Origin of the sequence: Canibacter zhoujuaniae (genome assembly GCF_011752015.1) — a bacterium.
GTDB classification, from domain to species: domain Bacteria; phylum Actinomycetota; class Actinomycetes; order Actinomycetales; family Microbacteriaceae; genus Canibacter; species Canibacter zhoujuaniae.
The window spans coordinates 25,686-45,254 of sequence record NZ_JAAIKA010000003.1 but is presented as its reverse complement, the minus strand read 5'-3'; the positions used below and the strand labels follow the sequence as shown (position 1 = coordinate 45,254).

At 55.4% G+C, this 19,569-nt stretch carries 22 protein-coding genes; 18 read left to right on the top strand and 4 right to left on the bottom strand.

The genetic code is table 11. The features are described 5' to 3' along the window. Positions 1-51 precede the first annotated feature (51 nt). From HCQ99_RS06575 to HCQ99_RS06540, 8 genes are all read left to right on the top strand, one after another. Positions 52-1,485, top strand: coding sequence for a CCA tRNA nucleotidyltransferase (locus tag HCQ99_RS06575; RefSeq protein WP_166987803.1), 1,434 nt, complete (start codon positions 52-54; stop codon positions 1,483-1,485). 152 nt (positions 1,486-1,637) lie between these two features. Further along, positions 1,638-1,997 carry a 30S ribosomal protein S6 gene (rpsF, locus tag HCQ99_RS06570; protein ID WP_243854814.1) on the top strand — a complete coding sequence of 120 codons (360 nt, stop codon included), beginning with the start codon at positions 1,638-1,640 and terminating at the stop codon, positions 1,995-1,997. Between the two features lie 3 nt (positions 1,998-2,000). Next, positions 2,001-2,591, top strand: coding sequence for a single-stranded DNA-binding protein (ssb, locus tag HCQ99_RS06565; protein ID WP_166987800.1), 591 nt, complete (start codon positions 2,001-2,003; stop codon positions 2,589-2,591). Between the two features lie 90 nt (positions 2,592-2,681). After that, a complete protein-coding gene (gene rpsR / locus HCQ99_RS06560) occupies positions 2,682-2,939 on the top strand; it encodes a 30S ribosomal protein S18 (RefSeq protein WP_166987797.1) in 258 nt (85 codons plus the stop codon). Between the two features lie 11 nt (positions 2,940-2,950). Then, positions 2,951-3,400, top strand: coding sequence for a 50S ribosomal protein L9 (gene rplI, locus HCQ99_RS06555; RefSeq protein WP_166987794.1), 450 nt, complete (start codon positions 2,951-2,953; stop codon positions 3,398-3,400). 795 nt (positions 3,401-4,195) lie between these two features. Then, positions 4,196-5,497, top strand: a complete 1,302-nt coding sequence (gene dnaB / locus HCQ99_RS06550) for a replicative DNA helicase (RefSeq protein ID WP_243854816.1) — start codon at positions 4,196-4,198, stop codon at positions 5,495-5,497. Positions 5,498-5,610: 113 nt separating this feature from the next. Then, entirely contained in the window at positions 5,611-6,165 is a 555-nt protein-coding gene (locus tag HCQ99_RS06545) for a hypothetical protein (protein WP_166987791.1), read from the top strand. Between the two features lie 86 nt (positions 6,166-6,251). Further along, positions 6,252-6,539, top strand: a complete 288-nt coding sequence (locus HCQ99_RS06540) for an ABC transporter ATP-binding protein (protein ID WP_166987788.1) — start codon at positions 6,252-6,254, stop codon at positions 6,537-6,539. On the opposite strand, the gene purB is transcribed toward HCQ99_RS06540, so the two are convergent. Continuing rightward, positions 6,536-7,915, bottom strand: a complete 1,380-nt coding sequence (gene purB, locus HCQ99_RS06535) for an adenylosuccinate lyase (RefSeq protein WP_166987785.1) — start codon at positions 7,913-7,915, stop codon at positions 6,536-6,538. The genes HCQ99_RS06540 and purB overlap by 4 nt on opposite strands. Positions 7,916-8,077: 162 nt before the next feature. Here purB and HCQ99_RS06530 point away from each other — a divergent pair, with 162 nt between their 5' ends. The 10 genes from HCQ99_RS06530 (at position 8,078) to HCQ99_RS06485 (ending at position 17,466) form a co-directional block, all read left to right on the top strand. Beyond that, the gene (locus HCQ99_RS06530; RefSeq protein ID WP_166987782.1) at positions 8,078-9,211 is read left to right on the top strand and encodes an aminotransferase class I/II-fold pyridoxal phosphate-dependent enzyme; all 1,134 of its coding nucleotides are present in this window, start codon (positions 8,078-8,080) and stop codon (positions 9,209-9,211) included. Next, positions 9,204-10,415, top strand: a complete 1,212-nt coding sequence (locus tag HCQ99_RS06525) for a thiamine pyrophosphate-dependent enzyme (RefSeq protein WP_166987779.1) — start codon at positions 9,204-9,206, stop codon at positions 10,413-10,415. The genes HCQ99_RS06530 and HCQ99_RS06525 overlap by 8 nt, the downstream gene beginning before the upstream one ends. Next, the gene (locus HCQ99_RS06520) at positions 10,412-11,392 is read left to right on the top strand and encodes an alpha-ketoacid dehydrogenase subunit beta (RefSeq protein WP_166987776.1); all 981 of its coding nucleotides are present in this window, start codon (positions 10,412-10,414) and stop codon (positions 11,390-11,392) included. Before HCQ99_RS06525 ends, HCQ99_RS06520 begins: the two co-directional genes overlap by 4 nt. Positions 11,393-11,407: 15 nt before the next feature. After that, positions 11,408-12,712 carry a dihydrolipoamide acetyltransferase family protein gene (locus tag HCQ99_RS06515; RefSeq protein WP_166987773.1) on the top strand — a complete coding sequence of 435 codons (1,305 nt, stop codon included), beginning with the start codon at positions 11,408-11,410 and terminating at the stop codon, positions 12,710-12,712. Between the two features lie 160 nt (positions 12,713-12,872). After that, the gene (locus tag HCQ99_RS06510; RefSeq protein WP_166987770.1) at positions 12,873-13,652 is read left to right on the top strand and encodes an L-threonylcarbamoyladenylate synthase; all 780 of its coding nucleotides are present in this window, start codon (positions 12,873-12,875) and stop codon (positions 13,650-13,652) included. A 137-nt stretch (positions 13,653-13,789) separates the two neighbouring features. Then, positions 13,790-14,827 carry an LOG family protein gene (locus tag HCQ99_RS06505; protein WP_166987767.1) on the top strand — a complete coding sequence of 346 codons (1,038 nt, stop codon included), beginning with the start codon at positions 13,790-13,792 and terminating at the stop codon, positions 14,825-14,827. A 10-nt stretch (positions 14,828-14,837) separates the two neighbouring features. Beyond that, the gene (locus tag HCQ99_RS06500; protein WP_166987764.1) at positions 14,838-15,326 is read left to right on the top strand and encodes a YajQ family cyclic di-GMP-binding protein; all 489 of its coding nucleotides are present in this window, start codon (positions 14,838-14,840) and stop codon (positions 15,324-15,326) included. Positions 15,327-15,338: 12 nt separating this feature from the next. Next, positions 15,339-15,818 (top strand): DUF3151 domain-containing protein, encoded by a 480-nt coding sequence (locus HCQ99_RS06495; protein WP_166987761.1) that lies wholly within the window; start codon positions 15,339-15,341, stop codon positions 15,816-15,818. 18 nt (positions 15,819-15,836) lie between these two features. Beyond that, a complete protein-coding gene (locus HCQ99_RS06490) occupies positions 15,837-17,126 on the top strand; it encodes an adenylosuccinate synthase (protein ID WP_166987756.1) in 1,290 nt (429 codons plus the stop codon). A gap of 40 nt (positions 17,127-17,166) precedes the next feature. Then, positions 17,167-17,466, top strand: coding sequence for a chorismate mutase (locus HCQ99_RS06485; protein ID WP_166987865.1), 300 nt, complete (start codon positions 17,167-17,169; stop codon positions 17,464-17,466). Between the two features lie 41 nt (positions 17,467-17,507). Here HCQ99_RS06485 and HCQ99_RS06480 read toward each other — a convergent pair whose 3' ends face one another. From HCQ99_RS06480 to HCQ99_RS06470, 3 genes are all read right to left on the bottom strand, one after another. Further along, positions 17,508-18,125 carry a hypothetical protein gene (locus tag HCQ99_RS06480; protein WP_166987753.1) on the bottom strand — a complete coding sequence of 206 codons (618 nt, stop codon included), beginning with the start codon at positions 18,123-18,125 and terminating at the stop codon, positions 17,508-17,510. Between the two features lie 96 nt (positions 18,126-18,221). Continuing rightward, positions 18,222-19,133, bottom strand: a complete 912-nt coding sequence (locus tag HCQ99_RS06475; protein WP_166987750.1) for a 3-methyladenine DNA glycosylase — start codon at positions 19,131-19,133, stop codon at positions 18,222-18,224. Beyond that, positions 19,130-19,498: an RNA-binding S4 domain-containing protein gene (locus HCQ99_RS06470; RefSeq protein ID WP_166987747.1), complete on the bottom strand. Its 369-nt coding sequence runs from the start codon at positions 19,496-19,498 to the stop codon at positions 19,130-19,132. The genes HCQ99_RS06475 and HCQ99_RS06470 overlap by 4 nt, the downstream gene beginning before the upstream one ends. Between the last annotated feature and the right edge of the window lie 71 nt (positions 19,499-19,569).

Sequence of the window (19,569 nt, the reverse complement as noted above, 5' to 3'; positions counted from 1 at the left end):
TTCTACGCGAGCAGCACTTTTAGGAAACCTGAGCGCGGTAACCTAGAACTCATGCGTCCAATTGCTGAAGCCATGTTCGAACTGCACCAGATTGCCGACTCTGAACCGGTGCAGCTTCTGGCTGACGCCTTTTCTAAAGCGGGATACGAACTGGCACTAGTGGGTGGCCCAGTGCGTGACGCAATGCTTGGCAGGCCGGTTACCGACCTTGACTTCACAACCAACGCGCTGCCGGATAAAACGCGTGAAATTGTTGCCGCAGTGGCCAGCAAAACCTGGGATGTAGGGCGTGAATACGGCACAATTGCTGCGCGCGTTGCGGGTGAAACCGTTGAGATTACAACCTATCGCGCTGAAATATACCGTGATGATTCGCGCAAACCAGAGGTTACTTTTGGCGACACGATTGAAGATGATCTCGTGCGCCGCGACTTCACCGTAAACGCCCTCGCGTTTATGCTCCCCGAGCGGCGCATCGTTGACGTTGCGAACGGCATTACGCACCTCATGGAGGGAGTGCTCGACACCCCAAGCACGCCCGATCAGTCATTCACAGATGATCCACTGCGCATGCTGCGTGCGGCACGGTTTGCGGCGCAGCTTAAATTTAATCTCGCCGACCGTGTTACCGCCGCGCTCGCGGAGTATGCGCATCGACTAGAAATTATTTCAGCGGAGCGGATCCGTGATGAGTTTGTGAAGCTTATTTCCTGTGACCAGCCCATCCGGGGCTTGCGTATCTTAGTAGCTGCCGGTCTGATGGAGCTGTTTCTGCCCGAGCTGCCGGCGCTGCAGTTGGCGCAGGATGAGCACAAACGACATAAAGATGTGTACGAACACAGCTTGACAGTGCTTGAGCAGGCGATTGCCCTAGAGCGGGTGCGGTTTGAGGCGGTCGATGTGCCCTTAAGGATCGCCGCGCTTTTACACGATATTGGAAAACCGGCCACGCGACGCTTTGAGCGTGGCGCAGTGACGTTTTATAACCACGACGTTGTGGGCGCGAAACTCGCTAAAAAACGGTTGAAAGAGCTGCGTTTCGATAATGACACGGTGAAGCAGGTTGCTCGTTTGATCGAGCTGCACATGCGATTTTTCGGATACAGCGAGGGCGCATGGACAGACTCAGCCGTGCGACGCTACGTGCGGGATGCGGGAGAGCAGCTGGAACAGCTGCATATTCTGACCCGCGCTGATGTCACAACACGCAACCAGAAAAAGGCACGTCGCTTGGCGGCAGCCTATGACGAGATTGAGCGCCGCATTGCAGAGTTAGCCGAAGCGGAGGAGCTTGCGGCGATCCGCCCCGATTTGGACGGTGAGCAGATAATGCAGCTGTTAGAAATTAAACCGGGTCGTGCGGTGGGCGCTGCGTATAGGTATCTGCTTGAAATTCGGCTTGAGGAGGGCGCTCTGGGTGAAGAGGAAGCAACCCGCCGTCTCCTTGCGTGGTGGAACGAGCCAGAGCAGGCAAAACTGCGTTAGCGAGCGCAGTTTAAAAACCAGATTTATTTCAGCGCGCACAACCTGATAGAGTAATAAGGTTGCCTGTTCTGTCTGAACTGGCAATAAGGCACATTTTGCCCTCCTGTCACGGAAATCCCGTGGCCGTAGAGTCCGAAGGAGGTGGGTCAATAGTGCATCCATATGAACTAATGGTGATTCTCGATCCCCGCACCGATGAGCGCACTGTGCAGCCATCAATCGAGAAGTTCCTTTCTGTAGTTACCGCAGACGGTGGCGAGATTGTGGACGTTGATTACTGGGGTAAGCGTCGTCTCGCATACGAGATCAAGAAGCAGTCTGAGGGTATTTACGTTGTAGCTAACTTCAACGCAACCCCTGCAGCAACCGCTGAGCTTGATCGTCAGTTGAATCTTTCAGAGTCTGTGATGCGCACCAAGGTGTTGCGCACAGACGAACTAATTGCGCAGAAGGCTGAAGCAAACCGCCGTGAGCAGGCAAAGGCCGCTCGCGCTGCAAAAGCAGGCGCATAACAAATGAACGAGCCAATTATCACTGTCGTCGGCAACCTAGTGGCCGACCCTGAGTTGCGCACTTCGCAGTCAGGCAATCCGTGGGTTACCTTCCGTATTGCATCAACCCCACAAACCAGAGACCGCAATACCGGGAAATGGGTTGACGGTGAAGCGCTCTGGTTGGGTTGCCGTGCATTTGGCACGCTGGCTGAGAATATCGCCAGCACCCTAACCAAGGGCACCCGAGTTATTGTGCAGGGGCAGCTTTCCCAGCGCAGCTACACCGACAACCAGGGGCAGCAGCGCACCAGCCTCGACCTGAACGTAGATGCAATCGGACCTGAGTTGCGGTTTGCAACTGCGCAGGTTACTCGCAGTGCTGCACGCGGCCAGGGTGGCTTTGGCAGCTCGCAGGGCGGGTTTAACGGTCAGCAGGCACAGTCAGCTTGGGGCAGTGCCGCAGGCGGCGATACCGCGCAGCAGACCCCGTGGGGTAACGCTGGTGGTGCGCAGCAGGATCCGTGGGCAGATGCTGGCAACAGTGCTGCCGGTGGCGACACCGCAGCCGGTGGAGCAAACCAGGATCCGTGGGGCGCAGCGGGCACCTTCTAGTGCTCGTGAAAGTGCTCGTTCAAAACTAGAGAGATAAATTCATCGCGGGCTGCTTGGCAGCTCGTAGATTCTAAACTTTAAGGAAAAATTATGGCAGGCAAGGCAAGCGGCGCAGGTCGCAAGGGCCGCGGTAAGGCAGCAAAGCCTATCGCACCCGCTAAGAAGCAGACCGTTGGAGTAATCGACTACAAGGACGTCGCTACTCTGCGCAAGTTCATCTCTGAGCGTGGCAAGATTCGTTCACGCCGCATCACCGGTGTTTCAGTTCAGGAACAGCGCCTCATCGCAAAGGCAATTAAGAATGCTCGCGAGATGGCTCTGCTTCCTTACTCAGGCTCAGGCCGCTAAGGAGGAATATCATGGCTAAGATCATTCTTACCAATGAGGTGCAGGGCCTCGGATCAGCAGGCGATGTAGTAGAGGTAAAGAACGGCTACGCACGCAACTATCTCGTTCCACAGGGTTTTGCTGTGAACTGGACCCGCGGTGGCCAGGCACAGGTTGACCAGCTGCGCAAGGCTCGTGAAGCACGCGCGATTGCTTCAGTTGAAGAAGCAGAAGCGCTGAAGCAGAAGCTTGAAGCAGAGAAGATTCGCATTTACGTTAAGACCGGCACAGGTGGCCGTCTCTTCGGCTCAATCCGTCCGGCTAATGTAGCTGATGCGGTTGCTGAAGCTGGTATCGGCGAGGTTGATAAGCGGAAGATCACCGTTCCGTCAATTAAGTCAACCGGCGACCACAAGGCTGTTATTCATCTGCACGACGGTGTTGACGCTAACGTCACTCTGCAGGTTATCTCAGCGAAGTAGGTTTCTTGTCTCGTAAATAGCGAGACCGGACTACTGCAAATTTGACCCGCCTTAAGGTGTGATACTCACATCTTGAGGCGGGTTTTTGTTATTTCGGTGAGTGGTTTTACGATAAACGGCGTTTAAGGCGGGTTTGTGACTCACAATGATCGGATTACATCAGGAGGGCATCGAAAGTGCGTTAGAGCGGATTCTGTGAGGTCAAATTTTAAAGGCTGCGGTGGTTTAAAATTTGGAGATTTACGATTCGCTTTCCCGAGAAAGTGCGCACAGGCAAAGTTTTCCACAGGCTCTGCGCTCTATGTGGAAAACCTCAGGGAGCGTGATTTGCTGACATTTTTACGTTTTTGGGAAATTCACGCATGTGTGCGCCGGTGCTGTAAATTTTCCACACGCACATAAAAAATGCAAGTCTAAAGTTAAGGCTTAAGGTTGATATAAATTTCTTTAGAAGTTTATATAAATGCCTGGTCAGAGGGATAAAAATTATTTACTACAAGACAGTATTCACAATTTCTCAACATTAATGTGGATAACTTTACGGCGTTTTGCGCCTGTTATTAACAGAGTTATCCACAGCTTGAAAATTGTGAATTGCCCCGTTTTCAACGGCGCATTACGATAAAGCAGGGATAAACTCATACACCCCTGAGGTAGTCTCCTTGGTAGTACTTATTCACAGGCTGCTTATTCGATTTGGAGAACCGCATGAGTGACGCGAGCAATTGGGAGCTGCCAGCTGCAGATGCCTGGCAGTCTGATCCAACCCCAAACCAAGCTGGTGGCCCAATCACCATGCCACCGTACGATATGCGAGCCGAACAGGCCGTGCTCGGCTCAATGCTGCTGTCGGGTGACGCATTGGCAACAGTCACCGGAATTTTACGCGGCAGTGATTTTTTTGTCGGCAAGCATGAGGTGCTGTTCGATACGATCCTCAGTCTCTACTCACTCGGCGAGGCGGTCGATCCGGTCAGTGTGCCGGCGATGCTGCATAAAAAAGGTGATCTGCAGCGTGCGGGCGGGGAAGATTACATTCAGTCGCTCACATCGGTGCCACCGCGCACCGCAGCCGTCGAGTCTTATGCGCAGATTGTCGTTGAAAAGGCTCTTCTGCGCCGTCTGGTTACCGCTGGCTCGCGCATCACTGAGATGGGCTATCGCGGTCAGGGAGACGCAAAAGATCTTGTCAGTCAGGCTGAGCAAGAAGTCTTTAACGTCATGGGTGACGATAAGAGCGCAGACTACGTGCCGCTGAATGAGGCGGTGACTGACGCTGTTAACGAGATTGCGAAAGCGCAAAGCATGCCCGACGGGCTGCGCGGCGTGAGCACAGGGTTTCGTGAGCTAGACGAAAAAACAAACGGTTTTCGCGGTGGGCAGATGATTATTATCGCTGCGCGACCAGCGATGGGTAAGTCAACTCTGGCGTTAGATGTTGCCCGTGCCGCCGCCATCAAGAGCAACACAACAACTGTGTTCTTCTCTCTTGAAATGACTCGCACAGAGATCGCAACCCGTCTTATTGCGGCAGAGTCGAGCATCCCTATGGGGGTGCTTACACGGGGTGACCTTGACGATGACAACTGGAGCCGCCTCGCGCAGACGCAGGCAAAAATTAACGAGGCACCACTTTTTATCGACGACTCACCAAATATGACACTGGTGGAAGTGCGCGCAAAATGCCGCCGCTTAAAAGAGCGCAATAACCTCGGCATGGTTGTGATCGATTATCTGCAATTGTTGAGCAGCGGGCAGCGCGTCGAGAGTCGGCAGCAGGAGGTGAGTGAGTTCTCACGCTCGCTGAAGCTGCTTGCAAAAGAGCTTGATGTGCCGGTTGTGGCGCTCTCGCAGCTGAACCGTGCCTCAGAGCAGCGCGCAGACAAGATGCCGGCGATGAGCGACCTGCGCGAGTCAGGCTCCCTCGAGCAGGATGCCGACATGGTAATTCTGTTGCATCGCGATACCTCTTCAGAGCCGGATAATCCAAGAGCGGGCGAGGCAGATCTCATACTGGCAAAGCAGCGCAACGGCCCAACAGGCACGATTACAGTTGCGTTCCAGGGAATGTATTCACGCTTCCGTGATATGGCTTAATGCTGTGTGCGATGCTTAAACCGCTAATGTTTCACGTGAAACATCGCTCTTGCGCTCACAGCCCCGAGCGGTAGGATAGCTTGACGGTTTGCGCAGAATAGTGTGGAGAGAGATTGACTGCATCATCAAAAATTAAGCATGAAACCCGCGGCAAAATCAACCTCGGGCAGACGACCATTTCTGCCGCCTATATCACCGCTGCATTGGTGGTGCTCTTCACAGCACAGTTGCACAACAACCTAGCTTTTGATGTTGTGCTGCTGCTTGGCTCTTTTATTATCTTCTCTCTTGCGCGGGCCGGGCAGCTGATGCTAAACCGCCGTGCGAAAGCGGGTGGGTTTGCCCTTATCGGCTTAAGCATCGCGGTAGACCTGGTGGCCGCTCTGACCCTGCTAATTCTTGGTGGCACCGTTGTGTCAGTTACCACGGGGCTATTAATCTGGCTGGCCGGTATGACTGTGGTGCGTGTGCTTGCGCTGCTTAAAGATGCAGCGACCCCGGTAAAAGAACTGCGTGTTGCGACAGTGTTCACTCTGCTTGCAACACTGGCGGTGTTTTTGGTACGTGCCGATGCGATTGCAGCAATCGGTCTGTTTGGGGCGTACACTGTTGTTATAGGTATTTTCGGCATGATTGCCGCATTTGACCACGGGCGAAACGTCAAGTAACGCGCAGTTAGGCCTGTATCACAATCAAACACAGTGAGTTAGAGACTGTTAACGAAACTGCTTAAAGCAAAACGGGAGAATTTTTAATGTCTAAGCAACAGCAGCCGGTCGAACCGAGCAAGCGCGACCGCCTAAAACCGGTTGAGCTACTCGTTTTCTCCGCGATTATTGCCGTGTTTGCCTCGGCTGTTGTTGCTATGGCAACAAAAGATTTCCGCATGCTTGTGCCGGTGACGTTTATCGCCACATTTATAGTGACCCTAATGGTTGTCGCACTGCTTGGGCTGTCTGCGAAGCCAAACGCTGAAGATGAGCTTGCCCGCAAAGCCCTCGAAGAGATGCACCGCAACGAGGGCTCGGGCCACCACGACTAAATTAGATCGACCAGGGTGCTAGCGATACCCGTGTAGGCAGCTGGCGTAAGCTGCAGCAGTCGCTCTTTCGCCTCTTCGCCGATGTCTAGACCGCTGACGAACTCCTGGAGTTCAGCCTGCCCGATACGACGCCCGCGCGTCAACTCCTTAAGAGCCGCGTACGGATCGGTGATTTCAGAGCGGCCGGCGGTGACCTCAGCGCGAATCACGGTCTGGATCGCCTCAGCAAGCACCTCCCAGTTTGCATCCAAATCTGCTGCGATAGTGTCAGCTGCCGCATCAATCTGATTGAGCCCGCGCAGCACATTGTCGAGGGCGAGCACGGAGTGCCCGAAACCGACTCCGATATTGCGCTGTGCTGAGGAGTCTGTCAGATCGCGCTGCCAGCGACTGGTCACCAGGGTCTCGGCGAGAGAGCCAAGCACAGCGTTTGAGAGCTCTAGGTTTGCTTCAGCATTTTCGAAGCGGATCGGGTTGACCTTGTGCGGCATGGTTGATGACCCGGTTGCGCCCGCCACCGGTATTTGGCGGAAGTATCCGATTGAAATGTAGCTCCAGATGTCTGTTGCGAGGTTGTGCAGGATCCGGTTTGCGTGCACAACACGGTCGTACAGCTCTGCTTGCCAGTCGTGTGACTCAATCTGGGTTGTGAGCGGGTTAAAAGTTAATCCCAGGCTCTCAACGAAGCTCTGCCCGATCTTCTGCCAATTTGCTTGCGGATCAGCGCTAATGTGCGCCGCAAAGGTGCCTGTTGCGCCACTGAATTTGCCGAGATACTCAATTGCATCTATCTGCCGCAGCTGACGCTGTAAGCGGTGCACGAACACCGCAAGCTCTTTGCCCAGAGTTGTTGGTGTCGCAGGCTGGCCGTGTGTGCGGCTCATCATTGCTAGATCCTGATATTTCTTTGCCTGCGAAGTAAGTTCTGCAATTACCGCCGCAAGTTTTGGGCGCCACACTTTTTCAACAGCGTTTTTCACTGTGAGAGCGTAAGACAGATTGTTGATATCTTCGCTAGTGCAGCAGATGTGGGTGAGTTCAGCGATGCTATCGAGACCCTGACGTGTGAGCTGCTCACGCACAAGATACTCAACCGCCTTCACATCATGCTGAGTGGTTGCCTCAATCTCTGCAAGGCGGGCAATTTCTGTCTCGCCAAAGTTTGCTGCCCAGTCACGAAGCTCTGTAAGTTGCGCGTCAGACAGCGGTTTAGAGCCGAACATTGAGCGCTTAGTGAGATGCGCGATCCACTCAACCTCGATGTGCACACGCGCCCGGTTGAGCCCGGCTTCGCTTAGATAGTCTCCGAGCTCATTAACAGGCTTGCGATAGCGGCCGTCGAGCGGGCTGATGGGCTGAGGTGGCAAAAGTGACATCGGTTCCTCCGAGCTGGATGCAGGTTTCTAAATCTATTGTTCCCTATTTGCTTAGGCACACTCAAACCTCTTGCAGAAGCCGGTAAAGCGTGGCCGTGCGGCCGCGGCTGCGCTGGGTGAATTATCACGGTTTCGGAATACGCGACGACTACAATAATGAGAATGAATAATGACAGCCTCAAGGTGCGGTTTCGGCCGGAAGTCGCGAGTTTTCCCGCCTATCGGCAGGGTGCGGGGCTTAAGCGCGCGGGTTTTAAACTGTCAAGCAACGAAAGCCCGTGGCAGCCGCTGCCAGCGATCCTCAAAGCTGTGCAAGAAACAGATACTTTTAACCGCTACGCAAATCCGCAACTGCCAGAGTTGCGCGACAAACTTGCAGCCAAGTTTGCTGTCGCTGGTGACCAGATTCAATTTGGGGCTGGATCGGTCGCGATTCTCTACCAGCTTATTCATGCGGTAGCCGGGCCGGGCGATAACTACATCTGCGCCGAACCAAGCTTTGAGGCATACCCACTGCTCGGCCTCGCCTCAGGCGCCGCCCAGTTTGGAGTGCCACTCACCGCAGACGCACGCCTCAACCTCCCGGCAATGAGCCGCAGCATTAACGCGAATACACGCGCAGTTATTTTATGCTCGCCGAACAACCCGACAGGCCCGGTGATAACAGAAACCGAGTTTCTAGAATTTATGGCCGCCGTGCCCGAGCACGTGCTGGTGGTGCTAGACGAGGCATACGCCGAATTCGTCAGAAAAGCAGACGCAGTAGACGGCATGAAACACCTTGCTGCCTTCCCAAACCTAGTTGTTTTGCGCACCTTCGCTAAAGCACAGGGCATTGCCGGGCTGCGGCTCGGCTACGGTTTTGCAGACGCGGGCATTTGGCGGGCTGCTGCTGCGACCGCAATACCGCTGTCAGTTTCAACGGTTGCTGAGGTGGCGGGTATCGCAGCCCTCAGCGACGAAGCACAAACCCAGATGCGGGGCAGGGTGCAGCTAATTGTAAACCGCCGTGAGGCGCTGCTTGATGGGGTGCGAGCACTCGGCTTTAACCCACCAGATGCGCAGGGCAATTTTATTTGGCTGTCAAACGTTGAGATCTCTCGTGTTGGCCCGAAAGTGTTTGGAGACCCCGGAGCTAAGCTGGCCGAAAGCTTCCGGCAGGCTGATATTCTGGTGCGACACATTCCAGGGCGGGGTGTGCGCATCACCGTCGGCGAAGCAGAGAGCGTTGACGCGGTGCTTAACGCGCTCAAAGACTACCTAGCACAGCACGCTGGAGAGGGTAAGGATGACTAACACAGACCCCCAAGCGAGCTTTGATCTTGCCACCGGGCTCAGCGGGCTAAAGGGCGGTGACGATCCTGCGCCTGTGCGCTTCTTAGATGCTGCGGGCAACTGGGATCCGAGCGACTCCGCTGCACCGTTTGCGGCCGCGCTCGCAGAGATTACAGCAGAAGAGCTGAAAGCCTGGTATTCCGATATGGTTGTTACTCGCGCCTTTGACCGTGAGTGCACAAACCTGCAGCGGCAGGGGCATATGGCGCTCTGGGTGCCGAGCGTTGGCCAGGAGGGTTGCCAGGTTGGGTTTGCTAATGCGGCAGACACAGACGACTATATTTTCCCCGCCTACCGCGAGCACACCGTCGCGCGGGTGCGCGGGGTGGATCTTGTTGATGTTGGAAAACTATTCCGCGGCGCACACAACAGCGGCTGGGATCCGAAAGATCCGAAGAACGGCAACACACACATTTACACCCTGGTGTTGGGTGCGCAGGCGCAGCACGCGGTTGGTCATTCGCTAGCACAGCTGCTGGATGCAAAACAGGCAGCCGGAGTTAACACCATGGATCCGGGCGAGCCTGGCACCGCAACCGGGAAAGCGACGATGGTGTTCTACGGCGACGGCACCACCAGCCAGGGAGATACCAACGAAGCGCTTATCTTTGCGGCGAGTTACCAGACACCAACCCTGTTTATTGTGCAAAACAACAGATGGGCAATTTCGGTGCCCGTGTCTAGGCAGTCACGCACCCCGCTGTATCGCCGGGCGCTCGGCTTTGGAATTCCGGCTGTGCAGATCGACGGGAATGATCCGCTGGCAGCATACGCGGTTGCAAAAACATTCCTAGACGATGCAAAAAATGGTGGCGGCCCGCGCTATATTGAGGCCCTCACTTATCGGATCGGCGCGCACACCACGAGCGATGATCCAACCCGCTACCGCGATGCAGAAGAGCTGAAACACTGGCAGGAGAGCGACCCCATCAACCGCCTGGCGCACTATCTGCGCTCGCAGGGAGTGACGGACGAGTTTTTCGCGTCGGTTGATGACACAGCTGCCTCTGAGGCACACCGCGTGCGGGAGGCACTTTTGAGCATCGAAAAGGGGCACCCCGATTCAATGTTCGCCCATGTTTACGCTGAGAATCATCCGCTGATTGACGAGCAGCGCGCTTGGATGGCGGCATATGAGGCATCGTTTGAGGAGAGCGCAGAATGAGTGTAGAGACGAAAGCCCTTGCGCACGCCTTGAATCAGGCGCTAGCTGATGCGATGGAAGCTGACAGCAGCGTGCTTTTAATGGGTGAGGATATTGGCAAACTCGGCGGTGTTTTTCGCGTCACCGATAAGCTGATGAGCCGCTTTGGCAGTGCGCGGGTGCTGGATACCCCGCTTGCTGAGGCGGGTATCGTTGGCAGCGCTATCGGGCTTGCAATGGCGGGCTACAGGCCCGTGGTGGAGATCCAGTTTGACGGTTTTGTTTACCCCGCCTTTAACCAGATCGTCAGCCAATTGGCGAAATACCGCAGCCGCACGCAGGGCGCAATCACCCTACCGGTTGTGATCCGCATCCCCTATGGTGGGCATATTGGCGCCGTTGAACACCATCAGGAGAGCGTTGAAAGCTATTTTGCGCACACGGCAGGCTTGCGCGTGGTTGCGCCAGCAAATCCGAATGATGCATATTGGATGCTCAGGCAGGCGATCGAATCACCCGATCCGGTAATTTTCTTAGAGCCGAAGGCGAAATACTGGATGAAGGGTGAAGTCGATTTTGAGAAGCCAGCCGCTGGGCTCTATGAGAGCCGTGTTGCCCGCGCTGGCAGTGACGTAACCCTTATCGGGTGGGGTGCGATGACTTCAACTCTCTTGCAGGCGGCGCAGATTGCAGAAACAGAGGGCACATCTTGTGAGGTGCTCGACGTGCGCGGCCTGTCACCGGTTGATTATGAACCGCTGTTTACCTCTGTGCGAAAAACCGGCCGGGTTGTGATCGCGCAGGAGGCCCCGGGGAACGTCAGCCTCGGTAGCGAACTAGCCGCAACCATTACTGAACGCTGTTTCTATACTCTTCAGGCGCCAGTCTTGCGAGTGAGCGGTTACGATACGCCGTTTCCGCCGGCGATGCTTGAGGGGCTCTACCTGCCAGATGCAGACCGTGTGCTTGAGGCTGTCGACCGCACAATGCACTACTAAGAAAGGCTATGCACGATGAGCGAAAAGGTATTTAACCTCCCAGATGTTGGTGAGGGTCTCACCGAGGCCGACCTCGTGACCTGGCTGATTAAGGTGGGCGACACAGTAGAACTGAATCAAACCATCTGCGAGATTGAGACCGCAAAGAGCCTGGTAGAGCTGCCGAGCCCGTTTGTGGGCACGGTCACAGAGCTGATAGCCCAGGTAGGTGACACAGTGCCTGTTGGCGCACCGCTTCTGAAGGTTGACGACGGGGTTGCTGCTGCGGCGACAGGGGAGAACGCACCCGTTAGCGACGAGGATGCAGAGATCGCTGAGGCTGTTGCAGATGTTAGCGCAGGTGTGAACGAAGAGAAGCAGGCCGTGCTCGTTGGTTACGGGAGCCAGGTGCCTGCGCGCAGTCGGCGCAGGAGCGGGGGAGAGCCGCTGCTTGGCGCGAAACCGTCGGTTGCAGATTCATCACCCGTTTTGGTGAAACCACCGATCCGTAAACTCGCGAAAGACTTGGGCGTTGATCTTGCTAGTGTGCGCGGCTCGGGGATCGGCGGCGAAGTTTTGCGCGACGATGTTGTGCGTCACGCCTCGCAGGCGAGCGTGTTCCGCAACCTGGATACGCCCGAAGCGGCGAGCTCTCGTGAAGAGCGGATTCCGGTCAAGGGTGTGCGGAAAACGATAGCGAATGCAATGACTGCAAGCGCCTTCAGCGCTCCGCATGTGAGCGTTTTTACTGAAATAGATGCGACGCGCACGATGGAGTATGTCAAACGTTTGAAAGCATCACCTGATTTTGCCGGAGTGAAAGTGTCGCCCCTACTGGTGATGGCGAAAGCAATTATTTGGGCGGTGCGCCGCAACCCAATGGTGAACTCAACCTGGACAGATGAAGAGATTATCGTTCACAATTTTGTGAATTTGGGGATCGCTGCTGCAACGCCACGCGGGCTCCTTGTGCCCAACATCAAAGAAGCGCAGGATCTGTCGATGCTCAATCTGGCGAAGGAAATCGAAAAGCTAACGCTGACTGCGCGCGAGGGTCGCACCACGCCTGAGGAAATGGCTAATGGCACGATCACGGTTACCAACATCGGCGTTTTCGGAATGGATACCGGCACGCCTATCCTGAACCCGGGGGAGGTTGCGATCGTTGCCATGGGCACGATCAAAGAAAAGCCGTGGGTTGTGAACGGTGAGATTCTGCCGCGCATGGTGACAACCGTGGCGGGCTCCTTCGACCATCGCGTTGTTGACGGTGATGTTGTGTCGCGCTTTATTGCCGATGTCGCCTCGGTTATTGAGGAGCCCGCACTCCTGCTTGACTGATCACTTTGCGTGACAGCGCTGCTAATTGTTTCACGTGAAACAATTGCCGGCAGCAGAGTTAATCATGAGGTTCTTGGTGCAGCGTTAGCGGTGCGCACTAGTTGCGCAACTGCCGTTGCTAAGATTTAGTAGTTATACCGATTTAATTCAAGGAGCATCTGTGAGCACTGCGCGTGTGACGTGGAATGGTGAACTGGTTCAGGAAGCAGTAGATCTGCTCGATGAGGGCGGCAAAATTATTGTCAGCCCAACCAAGGTTGGTTACATCATTATGACAACAGACCTGGCGGGTCTGGAACGCAAGTTTGATGTTAAAAACAGAAAGCGCAACAAGCCTGGTGTGGTGCTGTGCGGCTCGATGGAACAGCTCAAAGAGCTTGCTGAGATGACTCCGGAGATTGAAAAGTTTTACCAGATGCACTGGGATCAGGATGTGTTGATGGGCTGCATTCTGCCGTGGAAAGAAGAAGCTAAGCAGAAGTACATCCCGGAGGGCGCTGCTGAGTTAATGACGGATGTGCGCGGCACCAGCTGCTTTGTCATCCGCTTTGGCACCCCAGGCGAGCAGATTGTTGCTGAGCGCTGGGCGAAGAGCAACGCGCTGTCTTTCGCAAGCTCAGCAAACCCTTCAGGGCAGGGCAACCGCGGTCTTGTTGAGGGGATCGGTGAGCGGATCGAAAACGGTGTTGACCTGATTATCGAGGGCAATGACTACGTTGCATCGATCCAGCCAGACGCAACCCCAGAAACCCGTTACGAGCAGGGCGTGATGGTGTCGTTTGTTGATGACGATGGCAACCTCGTGCCTGAGCAGCACGGTGAGCGGGATGTTACCCCAGCTCCGATTCTGATTCGTAAGGGTGTGTATCTGCCGCAGATCCTCGAAAATCTCGCAGAGTGCTTCAATAGTTGGGATTACAGGCACGGTCACTACTACTAAGCCGACACAGTAAAGGTGTTTAACAGCCCGGTTCGCGCGAATCGGGCTGTTTTGTTTGTGGCACAGCTAGACAATAACTACCGCGCCCAAAGCGGCGTTTCGGGAAGCCGATATAGATGTGCAATAGGCTGTAATCTATGACGCAAACAGTTGAGCTGCAGCAGCTCATTGACCAGTTGCTGCAAACCGCCGGGGTGCAGCAAAACGAGAACTTGGTGCGGCAATTAGTGGAAACTTCCCTCGGGCTCGGGACGGATCCGGCCAGCCGCCTGAATATGAAAATATCTGCTGCAGCGCTGCAAGAGATGCGCGCAGCCTTCAACATTTTTGAGCGCTTTGCTGAGGTGCCCAAGGTTAGTATTTTCGGATCTGCCCGCACCGCGCTCGACGACCCAACAGCCGAGCAGGCGGAAACGGTGGCGCGTCGCATGGCAGATTTGGGTTGGATGTCGGTGACCGGCGCAGGCCCCGGAATTATGGAAGCCGCCGCACGCGGAGCTGGGCCGCAGAAGGCGCTGGGTGTTTCGATCCGCCTGCCCTTTGAAGAGGAGCCGAGCGAAGTGCATGCGAACGGCAATCAGCACGTCGCGATGAAATACTTTTTTACCCGCAAGTTGATGCTTGTGAAAGAGTCGCGCGGATTCGTGTGCCTGCCCGGTGGCTTTGGCACCCTCGACGAAACTTTCGAGCTGCTCACCCTGCAGCAAACCGGCAAGATGATTCCTGCGCCAATAGTGCTGCTCGATCGACCGGGCGGCACCTTCTGGCACGGGCTGCAGAAGTATGTAACCGAGGAGCTTGAAGCAGGCGGCTTGATAACAAAAGGTGATCTCGATCGCGTGTTAATCACCGAATCGGTAGATGCGGCAATCACCGAAATTACAACATTCTGGCGCAACTATCACTCGATTCGCTGGATCGATAACACCCTTGTATTCCGGCTGCGTAACGACCCAACAGAAGCAGAAATAACACAATTGAATGAGCAGTTTGGGCCTCTGCTTGAGAGCGGCCAGTTTCAGCGCACCGCTGCCCATCCGCTGGAAATCAAAGACATGGATGTGCCGGATCTGCCCAGAATTAAAGCGGTTTTCGCGAAACGGAAAGTGGGCGAATTGCACCGTGTGATCCGCACCCTGAATAACTTCAAGACACCCGCAGTTTCGCTCGACTAGAGTTGTTAGCATGGCTGATTCATCATTTGACGTAGTAAGCAAGATCGACCATATGGAGGTCGAAAACGCGACCAACCAAGCGCGCAAAGAGCTTGAGCAGCGTTATGACTTTAAGGGTGTTGGGGCTGAAATAACGCTCAGCAAAGAGCAGATTTTAGTGAAGGCAAACAGCGAAGAACGCGCCCTCGCAGCGCTTGATGTGCTGCAGTCAAAGTTTGTGAAGCGCGGCCTCTCACTAAAGTGTCTCGACGCAGGAGAGCCATACGCGAGCGGTAAGGAATACCGGATCGAAGCAAAGCTAAAAGAGGGGATCGACCAGAAGACCGCGAAAGAGCTGAACAAGCTCATTCGCGATGAGGGGCCGAAGAGCGTGAAAAGCCAAATTCAGGGTGACGAGCTGCGTGTTTCTTCAAAGAGCCGGGACGACCTGCAGGCAACTATCGCCCTGCTGAAAGAAGCAGATGTTGAGGTTGCCCTACAGTTCGTGAACTTCCGCTAAGGGGTCGTAAACATGGTTGAAAACCTACTCGCGCCCGAGCCAACCCTGCTCCCAGACGAGCCAGAAGTGCGTGACGCGCTCGCGGCTGTCACAGGCGACGATGCGGCACGCTTGAGTGCTGTCGCTAAGGTGGTGCAGCAGCATCCAGAATCCTCCTTAGCGTGGGCGGAGCTTGCGAACCTTGCCGCAGTGGCCGGCGACGACTTGAACGCCTACGCCTACTCGCGAATTGGCTACCACCGCGGCCTTGATGCCTTGCGGAAGAACGGCTGGGGTGGTGTGCGACAGGTGCCGTGGCGGCACGAGCCAAACCGCGGAGTGCTGTTGGCTTTTTATGCGCTAGCGCGATCCGCAGCAAAAATTAGCGAACAGGGTGAGCCTGCGCGCCTTGTTAAACTATTGGAGGACTCAGATTCAGCCGCGATAGCTGCAATCGAGGCTGCATTAAAAGAACAGGGATACCCTCTCTTAACCGCCGCTGACGCGGCATAGCGAAAGGAGCGCGCCCAGATGCCTGCTCTGTTGATTTCCGGCGCCCAATGGGGTGACGAAGGTAAGGGTCGTGCTACCGACCTGCTCGGCAGCAAGGTCGATTACGTAGTTAAATTCAACGGCGGTAACAACGCCGGTCATACGGTTGTTATCGGCGATGAAAAGTATGCCCTGCATCTGCTGCCATCTGGCATTTTAACCCCCGGTGTTGTGCCGGTGATAGCTAATGGCGTGGTTATTGATCTTGGGGTGCTAAAGCAGGAGCTCGACGCGCTATCGAGCCGCGGGGTTGATGTGTCGCGTCTGAAGGTGAGCGCTAACGCACACGTGATAACCGCGTATCACCGCACACTCGACAAGGTTACAGAACGCTTTCTCGGAAAGCGACAGATTGGCACCACCGGGCGCGGTATTGGCCCCACTTACGCCGATAAAATCAACCGCGTCGGCATCAGAATCCAAGATATTTTTGACGAAAGCATTCTGCGTCAAAAGGTTGAGGCTGCGCTCGAGTTTAAGAACCAGGTGCTGGTCAAAATCTATAACCGCCGTGCAATTGAGGCAGACGAGGTTATTGCAGACCTTTTGAGCTATCGAGAGATGCTTGAGCCGATGGTGTGCGACACTTCGCTGCTGCTGCACCAGGCACTGGAAGACAATAAAACTGTGCTGTATGAGGCAGGGCAGGCAACCATGCTCGACATCGATCACGGCACATACCCGTTTGTGACCTCATCAAACGCGACAACCGGTGGTCTTATCACCGGTTCGGGCATCGGCCCGCAGCATCTGACCCGGGTCATCTCGGTGATTAAGGCATACACCACGCGAGTTGGTGCAGGGCCCTTCCCGACAGAACTTTTTGACGAGAACGGTGCATACCTGGCTGAAAAAGGTCACGAGTTTGGCACCACCACCGGGCGGCCCCGCCGCTGCGGTTGGTATGACGCACCGATTGCGCGCTATGCTGCGCGAATCAACGGCGTGACAGATTTTGTTTTAACGAAGTTAGATGTGCTTTCCGGGTTGGAAAAGATTCCGGTGTGTGTCGCATATGATGTGAACGGTGTGCGATATGACGAAATGCCGGTAAACCAGAGCGACTTCCACCACGCGAAGCCTATCTATGAAGAATTTGACGGCTGGACGGAAGATATCTCAGCCGCCCGCACTTTTGAGGATCTCCCAGAGAACGCGCAGAAGTATATTCGTGCGCTCGAGGAAATGAGCGGTGCGCGTTTTAGTGCGATTGGTGTCGGCCCTGAGCGTGAGCAGGTGGTAGTGCTGCACTCGCTCACCGACGACTAACAAGCTGCGACAGAGGTTTAAATTGGCTGACCAAGAAGCAATAACGGCAGCGGACGTGACGCAGCAGCTAAAGCGTTTGCGCGGCTCAATCGATAACATTGACGCGGCGCTGGTGCATATGCTCGCTGAACGTTTTCGGTGCACACAAGAGGTTGGGCTGCTGAAGGCGCAGCACAGGCTGCCGGCGAGCGATCCGGCCCGCGAAGACTGGCAGATTGCGCGGTTAAAACAGCTTGCGATAGACGCTAATCTCGACCCGGAGTTTGCCGAAAAATGGTTTAACTTCGTGGTTGCCGAGGTGATTCAGCACCACAAGCGCATTGCCGCTGGTGCCGAATAGCAGCTTGCGGGCTGAGGTGTGCCGCTGTGCCCGGTAGTGAGTTAGTCTAGATCCGCACTAAAATCAGGCAGATCGTCAAGGTTAATATCAAGCTCGTCGAGAGCGTCAAAATCATCGTCGAGCTCGTCATCATAGTCTTCTTCTGCCGCATTCTGCGATCCGCGCGCGGCCGCAGCAGCGCCGAAGCTACCCAGTTCTGCCGCGGAAACACCGCTAGCTGTGATGAGAGAATCTAGGGCAGCGAGCATAGAATCTGCATCGATATCTGCGCTCGCGTTGGCGCTGACCGGCTCATCATCGCTCTCAGCGGTTAGGGGGTCAGCTGATTCGTCGCTATTTTCGTCCTCGGCGGCTGCGTCATCTGCGTCAGCGCCCGTGCCATCTGCAGAGTCGCTCAAATCTATGTGGTCAAAATCAGGATCGAGGCGATCGTCGAGAATCTCCTCCTCAAGATTCCAGATAGGCTCGCCAAAATCACTCTCATCCAGCTGCTGCAGCAGATCCGCAAGCTGCTCGTCTTCTTCAGCAACCAACTCACGGGCGTGCGCCTGCACTGTCTCGCGCGCAGATTTAGCGCCCAAATCGGCGATCGCATCTTCTAGTGCCGTGCGATAAATTTCGACAACTTCGTTGATCTCTGCCTGGCTGAAGCGACTCATCATGCTCCTCATCTGGTGTGAGTGGGTAGAAATAGCCTATCTAAGATACGGGGCGCACGAAAAAATTTTGCCAATAGTAACTTGCAACCGTAACTATCAAGCAGCGTGTGCGCGAGCGAGAGCGATTGCGTCTAACACCCGCTGTCGCAGCTGATTGCCGCGCAGCGCAAACCCACGCTGCAGCTCAGCATACTGTGCGCGACCTGCCGGGGTCTCAATCGGCACAGCTGCGTAGCCGTATTCGCTGATGTCATAGGGCGAGGCCTGCATATCAACCAGACGAATATCGCGGGCCAATTCGAAACAGTCGAGCAGCAGCTCGCCCGGCACGAGAGGCTCCAATTTTGCAGCCCACTTATAGACGTCCATACCAGCGTGTAAACAGCCCGGCTGCTCAGTCTCAGGCTGGGTTTCGCGGGTCGGGTTGAGTGTGTTTAATGGTGCTGCCGCGGGGGTAAAGAATCTGAAAGCATCAAAGTGCGAGCACACAATGTAACTGTCTTCTACAACCCGATCGGTCGCTAGGTGCCCTATCCGCAAGCGCAGGCCGCGGTGCCGCAGCTGTTCCGGTGTTAGCTTGTAGACCATCGCCCACTCGTGCAAGCCAAAACACCCAAAGCGCGGTGTGCGCTCAAGGGTCTGACGCAGTAGGTTTTCAATGTAGTCGACGGTGCGCCCGCGCTTCTCCATAAACGCTGTCACATTCACCCACGCATCACTGTTTGTTTGCGGATCAGAGGCGCTGTAGTACTTCCACCCGCTGCGAGATGCGGCGCCGTTTTCCAGAGTTACCCCAGCGCCCGGATGCCAGGTTTTTATTTGGGCGGGTTTAAAAGGATAGTAGGTGAAAAGAAAATCCCAGATGGGGTGTTTTTCTCCGCGTGCTTTGCGCTCAAGATGAGCCCTCGTAAACTCGGTTGCGCGCGCAATATGGGCGCGCTCGCGCTCACGCCACACCGTCTCGACTAGACGCGCGCGATCCTCCCCCGATCGTGCTGCAGCCGTCACCGCACAAAACCTCTGAGCGCATCAAGCTGGCGGCGCTCACGCTTTGAAGGGCGACCTGCGCCGCGCTCGCGGACAATCTCTGCGGGCCGTTCGGGTTTTGGCGGCAGTTTCGGAGTGAGATCGGTAAAAAGCGCAGCTGCCTCTGCCGCGCTGCCACGCTTGGTGGCGAAAGCCTCAACTCGATATATGCGCTCAACGGAATATAGGGTTGATCGCACAGTGTCGCCGAGTTTTAGATTATGCGCAGGTTTAGCGGTAGCGCCGTTGACCTTAATATGACCCGCTTTGCAGGCGGTGGTTGCCTGTGAACGGGTTTTCGCGAGTCTTGCAGCCCACACCCACACATCGACACGCACACCTGACATGCAATCCAGTTTATGCAATAGGGCGCTAAATATGTTGTGTGCTGCCGCAGCGAGGGAAGTAGCGCGCGTGG